The sequence below is a fragment of the Exiguobacterium sp. PvP048 genome (assembly GCF_040549175.1).
In the GTDB taxonomy this organism is placed as follows: domain Bacteria; phylum Bacillota; class Bacilli; order Exiguobacteriales; family Exiguobacteriaceae; genus Exiguobacterium_A; species Exiguobacterium_A artemiae.
Window position 1 is genome coordinate 311640 of the sequence record NZ_JBEPSU010000001.1, and the last position, 13054, is coordinate 324693.

General features: G+C 44.8%; 12 protein-coding genes and 1 other annotated feature. Of the genes, 3 read left to right on the forward strand and 9 right to left on the reverse strand.

The genetic code is table 11. From position 1 onward, the window contains the following. Positions 1 to 128: 128 nt before the first annotated feature. Positions 129 to 1745 (reverse strand): peptide ABC transporter substrate-binding protein, encoded by a 1617-nt coding sequence (locus ABIC15_RS01625; protein WP_214763578.1) that lies wholly within the window; start codon positions 1743 to 1745, stop codon positions 129 to 131. A 271-nt stretch (positions 1746 to 2016) separates the two neighbouring features. Between ABIC15_RS01625 and ABIC15_RS01630 the strand changes: the two genes are divergently transcribed. The 3 genes from ABIC15_RS01630 (at position 2017) to ABIC15_RS01640 (ending at position 4856) form a co-directional block, all read left to right on the forward strand. Then, a complete protein-coding gene (locus tag ABIC15_RS01630; protein WP_214763577.1) occupies positions 2017 to 2397 on the forward strand; it encodes a DUF3899 domain-containing protein in 381 nt (126 codons plus the stop codon). Positions 2398 to 2452: 55 nt separating this feature from the next. Continuing rightward, positions 2453 to 2657 (forward strand) — a binding site (T-box leader). Positions 2658 to 2709: 52 nt separating this feature from the next. Then, positions 2710 to 3711, forward strand: a complete 1002-nt coding sequence (gene trpS / locus ABIC15_RS01635; RefSeq protein ID WP_354019548.1) for a tryptophan--tRNA ligase — start codon at positions 2710 to 2712, stop codon at positions 3709 to 3711. 206 nt (positions 3712 to 3917) lie between these two features. Beyond that, entirely contained in the window at positions 3918 to 4856 is a 939-nt protein-coding gene (locus ABIC15_RS01640) for an IS30 family transposase (protein WP_354019549.1), read from the forward strand. 51 nt (positions 4857 to 4907) lie between these two features. Here the strand turns inward: ABIC15_RS01640 and ABIC15_RS01645 are convergent, their stop codons facing one another. From ABIC15_RS01645 to mltG, 8 genes are all read right to left on the reverse strand, one after another. Then, complete coding sequence (locus tag ABIC15_RS01645; protein ID WP_012370931.1) at positions 4908 to 6554, reverse strand: peptide ABC transporter substrate-binding protein; 1647 nt, start codon at positions 6552 to 6554, stop codon at positions 4908 to 4910. Positions 6555 to 6858: 304 nt separating this feature from the next. Further along, entirely contained in the window at positions 6859 to 8097 is a 1239-nt protein-coding gene (gene fabF / locus ABIC15_RS01650; RefSeq protein ID WP_354019550.1) for a beta-ketoacyl-ACP synthase II, read from the reverse strand. Between the two features lies 1 nt (position 8098). After that, positions 8099 to 9043, reverse strand: coding sequence for a beta-ketoacyl-ACP synthase III (locus tag ABIC15_RS01655; RefSeq protein ID WP_354019551.1), 945 nt, complete (start codon positions 9041 to 9043; stop codon positions 8099 to 8101). Between the two features lie 111 nt (positions 9044 to 9154). Beyond that, positions 9155 to 9859 carry a 5'-methylthioadenosine/S-adenosylhomocysteine nucleosidase gene (gene mtnN, locus ABIC15_RS01660; protein ID WP_131502701.1) on the reverse strand — a complete coding sequence of 235 codons (705 nt, stop codon included), beginning with the start codon at positions 9857 to 9859 and terminating at the stop codon, positions 9155 to 9157. Positions 9860 to 9917: 58 nt separating this feature from the next. Further along, on the reverse strand, positions 9918 to 10391 hold the full coding sequence (greA, locus tag ABIC15_RS01665; RefSeq protein ID WP_012370935.1) for a transcription elongation factor GreA: 474 nt from the start codon (positions 10389 to 10391) through the stop codon (positions 9918 to 9920). Between the two features lie 56 nt (positions 10392 to 10447). Beyond that, the gene (udk, locus tag ABIC15_RS01670; protein WP_012370936.1) at positions 10448 to 11095 is read right to left on the reverse strand and encodes a uridine kinase; all 648 of its coding nucleotides are present in this window, start codon (positions 11093 to 11095) and stop codon (positions 10448 to 10450) included. A gap of 20 nt (positions 11096 to 11115) precedes the next feature. Next, a complete protein-coding gene (locus ABIC15_RS01675) occupies positions 11116 to 11757 on the reverse strand; it encodes an O-methyltransferase (protein ID WP_354019552.1) in 642 nt (213 codons plus the stop codon). A 72-nt stretch (positions 11758 to 11829) separates the two neighbouring features. Beyond that, positions 11830 to 12978 (reverse strand): endolytic transglycosylase MltG, encoded by a 1149-nt coding sequence (gene mltG / locus ABIC15_RS01680; protein WP_354019553.1) that lies wholly within the window; start codon positions 12976 to 12978, stop codon positions 11830 to 11832. Positions 12979 to 13054: the final 76 nt, after the last annotated feature.

A 13054-nucleotide genomic window follows, 5' to 3' on the forward strand; every position in this document is an offset into this window, starting at 1 on the left:
AAGTAATTAGAACCCATTTTTTACGAAAAGTTCACATTTCTGATAACAAAATGAGTTTCCATTCAGAAAAAAACGTATAAAACAGGAGCGTACCTTGAAAACGTTCTCAAGGACGCTCCGATTTTCAATTACTTCACATCAACGTACTTGTACTGGAAGTCAGCACCAAAGACTTGACGGTTAAAGTCTTTGACAGACGGACGGCTCAAGAAAGCAGCTCCTGCTTGATAGATCGGCGCGATGGCTTGATCTTTTTCAATCAATTGTGATTCTGCTTGCTTAAAGAGATCAAGACGTTTTGCAACATCTGATTCTTCATTGGCAGCGTTCAACAATTTATCGTAAGCAGACGATTTATACTTCACGTCGTTTTGACTGTTTGTTGATTCAAAGATCGACAAGTTTGACATTGGATCTTGGTAGTCAGGACCCCAAAGTGCATACGACATCTGATAGTCGCCTTTCGCTTCTAAGTCAAGTTTGTTTTTAAACGGTTGTTGTTTGATTGAGACGGTAACATTCGGAAGGTTTTTCTCGATTTGTCCCTTCATGTACTCACCGACTTTTTTCGCATCTTCACTGTCAAATGACAGGAGTTCGATTGTCGTTTTCTTGTTACCGTTTGCTTTTTTCCAAAGGTCAGCTGCTTCTTTTCCATCACGGTCGAACCAGTTGATGTCGCTTGTGTAGTCTTTCCCTGCGTCATCTTTGATGAATTCTTTCGGAATGAAGCTTGTTGTCGGGATCGAACCGTTCGCAAGTAACGTATCCGTAATCCCTTTCGGATCGATCGCACGGGCAATTGCTTTACGTGCATCGACGTTTTTCATTGTTGCGTCTTCGTTGTTGAATTTCAAGTAAGCAATCGATGAACGGAGTGCTGTCTTGAACTCAGGTTTTGATTCATATGTTGCTACTTGTTCAGATGTCAATCCGGCATAATCGATTTCATCCGTATCATAGAGATTCGCAACAGTTGAGTTGTCTTTGACGACGCGGATTGATACTTCATCCAATTTCACGTTGTCTTTATCCCAGTAGTTTTCGTTTTTCGTCAGAACACGTTTTGAATCCGTTTTCCAAGAAGTCCAAACGAAAGGACCATTGTAAAGTAATTTATCCGGTTGAAGCGAGAAGTCTTTTTTGTTTTTGTTATAGAAATCTTCGCTGATCGGTGTATACGTTCCGAATGATGTCAGTGAAAGGAAATACGGTGCCGGACGCTCGAGCTTAACTTCGAGAGTTTTATCGTCGATGGCTTTAACACCTAACTCATCAACCGGTTTTTTACCTTGTGAGACGTCAGATCCGTTTTTAAGCGTATCAAAAATATACGCATAACCGGAAGCCGTTTTAGGATCGACGGCACGTTTCCATGCAAACTCGAAATCCTGTGCTTTGACGGGAGTACCGTCTGACCATTTCGAATCACGAAGTGTGAATGTGTATGTGAGATTGTCACTTGAGATATCTGTTTTTTCAGCAAGTGCCGGAATCGCTTTTCCGTCTTTATCGAGACGGTAAAGACCTTCCATCGTGTTGCCGATCATGTTGAAGGCAACAGCATCTGTTGCTTGTGCCGGGTCGACCGTCGTAATATCAGAAGTATCTGTTAGACGTAAGACCTTTTTCCCGTTAGAAGAACCTGCATCTTTATCTCCGTCACCTGTTGTTGAACACCCTGCAAGAACAACGCTTCCTGCAAGCATAACTGATAACGCGAGACCGACTGTTTTTTTATTCATCGGTGAGTCATCTCCTTTTCTTTTTTAAAAACCGCTACAACTAAACGATTTTTAGACATCTCGTCGAAACTGCCTCAACGTTCCCCAAAACGCATTGACCTAGTTTCAAAATCTTAAACGAAGTGATAAATTGATTTTATGTGAGAATAACAATAACGTCAAGTGAATAGTCACACTATTTGCTATTTTACACGCTCTGAATAATACAGAGTCGTAACTGTCTTTGACTTTGCGTATAATGAAATCATCATCTTGCCGTAGGAGGTTCATCATGTCTGCCAAACTATTTCGCCCGCTTTTGATTGCCTTGATTTTAACAACGATTTACACGATTTGGGCCGTTGTTGCCGATGCGACCCACTCCCTGATGTATCACCTGTCCGGCGGTTTATTCATTGCCGGTTTTCTGTTACTCGCGATTGGATTTTTCTCTAATATGTCTGCCAATGGATTTTTTAAAGGGGTCACTGCCGGCTTCAAAAAGCAACGTGAAGCAAAATTACGCGAAGTCGACGGTGATTATTACGAAGACGAGGACGAAGAAAGTGAACTCTTGGAAGCAAAACAAAAACGGGCTTCCAACCGGACAGTTCCGTATCTCTCCAGTGGTTTTATCTGCATCGTCGTTTCATTGCTTTTGTCGTTCATTTGATTGAATTTTAATGGCGTTTTGAATAGACATGTGATAAAGTGAAGATAACGTTATAGAGAACACAGTGAAGAAGAGTAGTACATCTGATCACCACTTACAGAGAGTCCATGGATGGTGGAAATGGACAGTCGGAACAGATGGAATGGACTTCGGAGTGGCTGATTCGAAATCATGTAGAATCAGACGGGTCTGCCCGTTACAGCAAATGAGCGGCTAGTGTTCTAGCAACTTGGGTGGCAACGCGATGACTCGTCCCTTGATAATTTCAAGGAACGAGTCATCTTTTTTATTTCATTTTTTGGAGGGAATCTCATGAAAACAATTTTTTCAGGCATCAAACCAACGGGTACGGTCACGCTCGGTAACTACATCGGAGCAATGAAACACTTTGTGAATCTTCAGGATGAACATGATGCCTATTACTGCATCGTCGATTTACACTCGATTACAGTCGACATTAACCGCGTCGAACTGATGAACAATACACGGGCACTGGCTGCATTGTACATCGCAAGTGGATTAAACCCTGAAAAATCAACCATTTTCGTTCAGTCGGAGGTCAAAGCGCATGCGCAACTCGGTTGGATGCTGACATGCCTGTCCGGTATGGGTGAATTGGAACGGATGACGCAATATAAAGACAAATCGCAAGGAAAAGACCGGATTGGTGCCGGATTGTTTGTTTATCCGACCTTGATGGCGGCGGACATTCTGCTGTATGATGCAGAACTCGTGCCGGTCGGTGACGATCAAAAACAACACATTGAATTGACACGTGATTTGGCACAGCGCTTCAACAGCCGATACTACGAAACGTTTAAAATGCCCGAACCGGTTATCGCTGAAACAGGTGCCCGTATCATGAGCTTAACGTCTCCTGATAAAAAAATGTCAAAAACGGATACGAATCCAAAAGGTTATATCTCAATGCTTGATGCACCGGATGTCATTCGGAAAAAAATTAAGTCTGCCGTCACGGATTCAGAAGGCATCGTCCGATTTGACCGGGAAAACAAACCCGGCGTCTCGAACTTACTTGAAATCTATTCGCTGCTTGCCGGTATTTCCATTAAAGACTTGGAAGCGAAGTATGACGGATTAAACTACGGTGTGTTTAAAGCAGATGTTGCGGAAGTCATCGTAGCGGAACTCGAACCAATCCAGCAACGGTATCACGAGCTGATTGATTCAGAAGAACTTGATTTAATTCTTGATCAAGGGCGCGATAAAGCGGAACTGGTTGCCTCACGCAAATTGGCGAAAGTCGAAAAAGCGATGGGCCTTCAGCGTAAACGGGCAAAAGTAAAAAAATAATTTCAGTTATCTTTTAATGAAATCCGGGTGGCAGATTCCAATTCTGCCACCCGGATTTTTTTTGAAAAAATCGACTGTTGCGTCAGCCACTTTTTAACTGACGAATTGTAATATTAAGTGCAACACCTAGCTGAAAACACAAAAAAAACCCATAACGGCCTCGTGTAGAATAGAGTTACCACACAAAATTCAACGGAGGATTCGTTATGAGCTATATTCATCTTACCATATCAGAAAGAGTCAAAATAGAGACGTATCTCGAGCTAGGTTTCTCTGTCCGAAAGATTGCGGGACGCCTGGGGCGTCAACCTTCTACGATTTCACGAGAATTGAAACGAAATCCTCATTACGATTCTTCTCATGCTGACCAGCGTTATGTGGAGCGAAAAAAGAAGTGCGGTGCACGTACGAAGTTTACGCTCGAAAAAGGAATCTGCATCCTCGAAAAATTACGGGAGACGTGGTCCCCTGAACAAATTGCCGGACGATTATTCCAAGAAGAAGGACTCTCGTTCAAGACAATTTATCGTTGGATTTATAGTGGCCTCGTCGAGGCCGATTCTGGACTTCTTCGGCAAAAGGGAAAGCGTCAGAAACCACGTGAGACGCGCGGACGCTTCAACGTCGGACTGCCAATCAGTAAATGTCCGTCCGACGTCAAAGGGCGTCAAACGTTTGGACATTGGGAGCTTGATACTGTTGTATCGGGTAGAGGAACGTCAAAAGCCTGTGTCGCAACGTTCGTCGAGCGAAAGAGTCGTTTTTATCTCGCTGTACCGATGGAAAATCGGTCCGCTCAATCGATGGAGTCTGCGATTCAAGCATTACATCTTTCCTTCCCGTTGGGAACGTTCCAAACTGCGACGACAGATCGTGGAAAAGAGTTTAGCTGTCATGAACGAATTCGTGACACGTTAGGCTTACCCATGTATTTTGCAGATCCGTATTCTTCTTGGCAACGTGGTAGTAACGAGAACGCCAATGGTCTTCTCCGTGAATTTTTCCCGAAGGGGACAGATTTCGGAAAGGTCAGTCGTTCTGAAATCGCTCAAGCGCTCGCCTGGATTAATGGGAGACCACGAAAATGTCTTAACTGGAAAACTGCATACGAGGTCTTCACGGAAGAAGTGTTGCACTTAATTTGACAAACCGTCAACTAAAAAAAGCGCTCCCGGTTAAGGGAACGCTTATCATACTTATTTTCCTTCGATAGAAGCCCATTTGTAAGAGAAATCTGCGCCGAAGTTATGTTCGACAACACCTTTAACGTATGGTTTAACGAGGAATGCGCGTCCGCGCTGATAAACAGGCGAGATCGCTGCTGAATCAAGAAGGATTTTCTCTGCTTCTTGAAGTTCAGACCAACGTTTTGCTGCATCTGTTTGTGTTTGTGCATCTTTGATGAGTTTATCGTACTCTTTGTTTGACCATTTACCACGGTTGTATGGTCCGTCAGTCAAGAAGAGATCGAGGAACGTCATTGGATCTTGGTAGTCAGGACCCCAGCCGGCGAACGAGAATTCAAAGTCGCCTTTGTTTTCGAGATCCAATTTGTTTTTGAACGGTTGTTGCTTGATTGTGACTTTCATGCCTGGAAGGTTCTTCTCAAGCTCACCTTTCAAGAACTCACCGATTTTCTTCGCATCATCACTATCGTAGTTAAGGAGCTCAAGTTCAACCGATTTTTGACCGATTTCTTTTAAGCCCTCTTCCCATAGTTTTTTCGCTTCGTCTGCATTGTACTCGTTGAATGTCGGGTACTTTTCACGGAAGTCTTTTCCGTCAGCATCTTTCGCGAAGTCTTTTGGTACAATGTAGTTTGCAGGAAGCGAACCGTTCGCCAAGATGACGTCCGTGATTCCTTTTTTATTGTAACCCATGTCGATGGCACGACGGATTTTTTCATTGTTCAAAGCTTTGACTTTCGTGTTCAAGTAAAGGTAGAAGATTGTTGACTCCCCTTTAGTTTTGAACTCTTTGTTGTCTTGGAACTGGGCAACGAACTCTGAAGAAAGACCAGCACGATCGATGTCGCCTTTTTCATAAAGGTTAACGCCTGTCGCAACTTCTTTAACGACTTTAACGTTGATCGTGTTCAGCTTCACGCTGTCTTTATCCCAGTAGTTATCGTTTTTAACCATTTTCCAGCCTTGTTCACGTGTCCATTCTGTTAATTTGAATGGTCCGTTGTAAAGTGATTTATCAGCTGTTGAACCGAAGTCCTTACCGATTTTTTTCGAAAGTTCTTCTGATTTCGGCATGAATGGTCCGAATCCAGTTAAACCGAGGAAGTAATCAGCTGGTGCTTTTAATTTTACTTCGAATGTCTTGTCGTCAACTGCTTTGACGCCAACCGCATCACGCTCGCCTTTTTTCGTGTTGTATTCTTCAGCACCTTCGATGTTGTAGAAAACATACGCGTATTGCGAAGCATTATCCGGGTTCAAGACTTCTTTCCAAGCATATTCGAAGTCTTTTGCTGTGATTGGTGTACCGTCCGACCATTTTGCATCACGTAGCTTGAATGTGTAAGTCAATTTATCATCGGAAACTGTGTGACTTTCAGCAATACCCGGTGTCGGCTGTTGCTTGTCATCTAAACGATAAAGACCTTCCATTGTGTTGTTCAAAACGTTGAACGACACGGCATCCGTAGAAGTTGTTGGGTTAAGCGTTGGAATATCAGCACTTTCGATCAAGTTTAGCGTCTGCTCACTTGATTTCTTGTCCGAACCTTTGTCGCCCGATGATGTGTCATTTGAATCAGTCGTCGAACAAGCTGCGAGGAACGCGCTTGAAACGAGGGCTACAGATGTAGCCAGTGCAAAACTTTTCTTTTTCATGATACGATGACCCCCCTAAAATTTCCAAAGCTAGTAATCTAAGGTTTTTGAGCGAAAAAAAAAGTCATAACTTTTATTCGACCAAAACCTCTCGTTACAAATAGTTTACAATGTTCTGATAATTTTGCAAACCTTTTATCCGATTTTTCTAAATATTTTTTCAAAACAATTTGAAAATAAGTGGGATTTTTAGATTTTTATTTTTTTATTTATAAAATAAAGCAGAATTTTTTTATATAAAAAAAAGCGATTTAAAGGTCATCCGAACCGTTAAATCGCTTTTCCGCTTCTGCTTCGCACGAGATTATGTGTGATATCGTTTGAAGACGAGTGAAGCATTATGACCACCAAATCCAAGCGAGTTGCTGAGTGCATACTCAAGATCCCATGACCGGCTTCCCTCACGCACGTAATCGAGATTACATCCTTCACTTGGATTCTCCAAATGAATCGTCGGGTGAACGGTTTGCTCCTGCAGCGATTTAATCGTTGCGATGGCTTCCACTCCACCGGCACCGCCGAGTAAATGACCGATCATTGATTTCGTCGAGTTGACGGCTAATTTTTCAGCGTGCTCGCCGAAGACCGTATGGATTGCTTTCGTCTCTAACACATCATTCATCGGTGTACTCGTTCCGTGTGCATTGATGTATTGAACGGCAGCCGGTTCGATACCTGCATCTTTAATCGCCATCGCCATTGCGCGCGCTCCGCCGTCGCCGTCTGGATCTGGTGCTGTGATATGGTAAGCATCGGCTGTTAATCCGTATCCGCTGACTTCTGCATAGATTTTGGCACCACGGGCGACCGCATGTTCATACTCTTCAAGTACCAGGATTCCGGCACCCTCTCCCATGACGAATCCGTCACGGCCTTCATCAAACGGACGGCTTGCCGTGTTTGGATCATGGTTCGTCGACATCGCTTTATTGGCACAAAAACCAGCAAATGCAAGATTGGTAATCGGTGCTTCTGCTCCACCGGCGATCATGACGTCCGCGTCACCGCGTTCAATAACGCGTAACGCTTCACCAATCGCGTTTGTACCGGAAGCACATGCAGTGACGGAACAGTTATTCGGTCCTTTTGCGCCTGTATAAATCGAAACTTGGCCACTGGCCATGTTTGGAATCATCATTGGGATGAAGAATGGGCTGACACGACGATGGCCCCGTTCAAAATAGATTTTCGCCTGTTTTTCAATCGTCTCGACGCCGCCGATACCGGATCCGATCCAGACGCCGATACGTTCAGCATTGGCTTTAACATCCAAATCAGCATTTTTAACGGCTTCCATACTTGCGACGAGCGAATAATGAACGAAACGGTCCATTTTCCGGGCTTCCTTGGCTTCAATGAATTCCGTGACATCAAAATTCTGTAATTCTCCCGTTACTTTCGTCGGATACTCATCGATATCGAGACGTTCCATCGGACGAATCCCGTTTTCACCGGCTTTTAAGGCATTCCAGAATGTATCGACATCATTACCGATTGGCGTCAGTGCGCCCATACCTGTTACTACTACACGTTTTCTCATCATTTTATGTGTTCTCCCCTTTAGTCCAAGTAATGTAAGCTGCTCCCCATGTCAAACCTGCGCCGAATCCGGCGAGGACAAGTGTCGTCCCCGGTGACAATCTTCCTTGTCGCCGTGCCTCTTCTAGTGCAAGTGGTATTGACGCAGCAGATGTATTCGCATGTTCGTCAATCGTCACGATCACTTTCTCTTCTGCAATCCCAAGCCGTTCACGTGCTGCATCAATAATCCGTAAATTCGCTTGATGCGGAATCAGTAAATCAAGTTCGTCCAGGGTTCCGTCCGCTTTTTGAATGACTTTTTCCACGATGTCCGGTAACTTGCGGACTGCGAACTTAAAGACTTCCCGACCGTTCATTTCAATCGGACCATCCAAGTTTTTAAATAACAGATGTGCTCCGCGGCCATCCGTGCCCAGTTCAAAGGCATTCAATCCTTGTTGCTCGGTTGGACCGAGAACAACTGCTCCGGCACCGTCACCGAACAAGATGGCCGTCGACCGGTCTGACCAGTCAACGATGCTTGACATCTTCTCTGCTCCGATGACGAGTGCGTGTTTTGATCCCGTTGCCGTCATCATACTCGAAGCCGTCTGTAGGGCAAAAATGAATCCGCTGCAGGCTGCGCTGATATCAAAAGCTGTTGCACCGAGTGCACCGATCCGCTCCTGAACGATACAGGCAGTCGACGGGAAAGCACGTCCGGTTGCCGTTCCGACAACAATCAATCCGATGTCGTCTGCAGTCAGGTTAGCATCTGCTAATGCTTTTTCCGCTGCTTCCGTCGCTAAATCCGTGACATCGACTGCATCATCTGCAATCCGCCGCGCCCCGATTCCTGTACGTGTCCGAATCCATTCATCACTCGTATCGAGTGTCGCTGCTAAATCATCATTTGTCATCCGATGTTCGGGTAATGATGTACCGAGTCCTACAATTCCGATATTCATATGATTGCTCCTTTGAAATTAGTATCTGGTACTAATATAAAGCGTTAAACACATTTTGTCAAAGAGAAAAGAAGGCCTCCCATTGAGAGACCTTCCTTTACGTCATCCAGATTACTCTGAATCAGCTAATGTGCGGACGACTTCCATGACCATCTTCGCTGAATTAATCGAAGCAATCTCCAAGAATTCATCAAATGACAGAGATGCTTCTTCATCGGCACTGTCAGAAATCGAACGTGTCACGACGAACGGGACATCGAATTGATGGCAAACTTGCGCAATCGGCGCTGCTTCCATCTCAACTGCCGCGACATCCGGGAAGTTCGTTTTAATGAGGTTCGAACGCTCTGTATCATGAATGAATGAATCACCTGTTACGATCAAGCCATGGACGACCCGAATCGCATCCATCCGTTCAATGACAGCTTCCGCTGTTGCAATCAATTTCGGATCAGCTGTATAGGCAGCCGGCATTCCCGGTACTTGACCATACTCGTAACCAAACGCTGTCACGTCGACGTCGTGGTGACGGACTTCCGTCGAAACGACGACATCTCCGACTTTCAGACCGGCTCTGAATCCGCCAGCTGAACCGGTATTGATGACGGCACTCGGTTTGAAATGATCGAGTAACAACGTCGTTCCGATTGCTGCATTCACTTTTCCGATACCGGATTTTAAGATGACGACCGGTACACTGTTCAACAATCCTTCATAAAAATGATAGTTGGCAATGACGGTATCTTTTCGTTCCGATAATTCATTTCGAAGTAAGTTTACTTCTTCTTCCATTGCTCCGATAATTGCGATTGGCATCTCTTTTTCCCCCGTTCAAACAGAAAACCGGATTGCTCCGGCTGCTGTTCATTCGTATTTACTTGATTGATGTAATTTTTACAGCGAAATCTCCGCCTGGTGCTTGAACGGAAACTTGCTCGCCGACACTGTGCCCGAACAGGCTTTTCGCAATCGGTGATTCGTTCGAGATTTTCCCGGTGAATGGATCCGCTTCTGCACTACCGACAATCGTATACGTTTCTTCTTCGTTGTCTTCAAGGATCAAGAATGTAACTGTCGTCCCGATACCAACGACCGAGATATCCTTCTCATCTTCCGAGATGATGGCAACGTTGCGTAACATCTCTTCTAATTGAGCAATCCGGCCTTCGACCATTGCTTGTTCTTCTTTCGCTGAATCATATTCCGCGTTTTCCGACAAGTCACCAAATGAACGGGCGATTTTAATATTTTCGACAACTTCTTTACGGCGGACTGACTTCAGTTCGTTTAATTCGTTTTCAACATTCGCTTTACCTTCAAGCGTCATGTAATACTGTTTTTCTGCCATTTTTGTCACGCTCCTTTTTATTCCACTAGTATAGTATATTCACATCTTTTTTGGAATCAATATCCTCTTTGATCAAGTGAAGACCGATAATCGAGAATCGCACGGATCTTCGTGACGAGTAAATCAATCGCCACGTGGTTTTCGCCACCTTCAGGAACAATGATGTCTGCATACCGTTTTGTCGGTTCACAAAACTGGAGATGCATCGGACGGACAACCTTCGTATATTGCTCGACGACGGAATCAATCGACCGTCCCCGTTCATTCATATCACGTTGCATCCGGCGCAGAATCCGAACATCGGCATCTGTATCCACGAAGACTTTAATATCCATCAATTCCCGTAAACGTTCATCTTCAAGCGCTAAAATACCTTCGACGATGATGACGTCACGTGGATCAAGCGGAATCGTCTCCGTTGCCCGTGTGTGCGCAACGTAATCATAGACCGGTTTTTCAACCGCCTGGTTTTCGCGCAACGCTTTGATATGTTCAATCAGCAAATCATTGTCAAAGGCAAATGGATGATCATAGTTTGTTTGATAGCGCTCTTCCATCGATAATTCACTTTGGTCCTTATAGTAAGCATCCTGCTCGATCATGACGATGGATTCACTCGGGAATGCGTCGACAAGTGAACGTGCGACCGTCGTCTTTCCTGAACCTGTTCCTCCAGCCACACCAATTACAACCGGTTTTTGCATTGAATTCGTACCTCCATCATTCATTCCGACTTCACTTTCCGACTGACGGACACGCCGTCTCCAAGCGGGAAAATCGTCGTATCATATTGGTCTTGCTCCATCATCCATGCCGTAAATTCTTTGACCAGACGGACAAGCCGCCGTCTTCTCCGGTCAAACGTCTTCGGATCCGTCTCCAGGATATCCCCGTGCAAAAATAGGTTATCCGTATATAAAACTCCGCCTATTGGCACCAATCGCCCATAACCGTTAAAGAATTTTTTATACTGCCCTTTGGCCGCATCGATGAACACGGCATCAAATTGCTCGTCAAGGGTTTCGGCTAATTCTACTGCATCCGCAAAAACGATGTCAATCCGGTCCGCAACGTCCGAACGTTCAATGAACATCTTGGCCTCGGCGTATCGTTTCGCATTTCGTTCTACTGTCGTGATCCGGGCATCCGGCAAGGCGCGAGCCATCCGAATCGCACTGTACCCAATCGCTGTGCCGAGTTCGAGAATTCGTTTCGGTTGTTGTAACGTCAATAACGATAACAAAACTTCCGATCCCGTCAGTTCAATGATTGGAATATGGTGCTCTTTCGCATATGCTTCCATTTCCTGTAACAAGGGATCACGTGGCCGAATCATCCCTTCGACATACGCTGTAAAATCATTCATTCGGAATTCACTCCTTCTGCGCATAAACAGGTTGACCGGGAACGAACATACCGTTCCCGATCAACCTCCTGTTCATTGCTCTTTACTTGCTTCGTATTCGACCCATTCCGGTTTGTACTTCACAACATTACGTTGATGTTCCTCATAGGTTTCCTCATAAAGAATTTGACCGCGTGGATTTTTATCACTTGGTGGTCGGGCAAAGAAATAAACGTATTTCGTCTTTTTAGGATTAAGGACGGCAAGAATTGAATCTTCACTGACGGTTGAAATCGGACCGATCGGAATCCCCTCATACTTGTACGTATTGTATTTCGAATTGTTCTCCAAATCCTTTAATGTCGTCAATGCTGTATTTTCTCCTGTACCGTACCAGACCGTTGGATCCGATTGGAGTTTCATCCCGTCGTTCAGCCGGTTCGTAAAGACACCGGCAATCTCACGACGATCGTCTGGTGTTGCGGCTTCCCGCTCCACCATGGATCCGAGACTCAACACTTCATGGAAAGCCATGCCTGATTTCTTAATGGCATCGGCATTCGCATCATAAATCTTTTCCATCTCATCCAACATCGTTTCGGCAATTTGATTGATGCTTTTTCCTTTGTCGAATTCGTATGTCGCCGGGAAGAGATAGCCTTCGAGTGAATAGAGGACGCCCTGCTTCGTCACTTCATCCGTCAACATCGGATACTTTTCAATCAATGTTTTAATATATGCCTCATCTGTCAGGGATTTACGGATGAAGTCAGCTTTAAAACCGGTTGCTTTCGCGATGATGGCAATTTGACGATCCATTGTGATTCCTTCAGGGAGCGTGATTTTGACATCTGCTGCTTTCATGACTGTTCCGGTCTTCAATTCATTGATGATTTCGTCCGGTGTCATCGCTTGAGTCAACGTGTATGTCCCGGCTTGGAATGACGATTCATTCTTATAGCGGACATAATAGCGGAAAATCGTTTCGTTCGCGATTAAATCTTTTTCTTTAAGAATGCTTGAAATCGTACTTGTACCGGCGCCTAAAGGAATCTCAACCTTGACAGACTTCGTCGCCTCTTCGTTGACCGGTTCGAGTGAACTCTTTAAAAAGATGTAGATGGCTGCTCCTGCTACTAAGAAAATCGTGAACAATACTGAAAGGATGATTAACGTTATCCGGCGCGATGTCCGGCGACGTTTCTGTTCGATTTCAGCATTTTTCTTCCATTCATTCTCCATCGGTTCCTCCTTCTTCTCTTAAAACAAGGTGATATCGAAAGAGCCATTGCTCTGACGACACCACCTTATACACGAG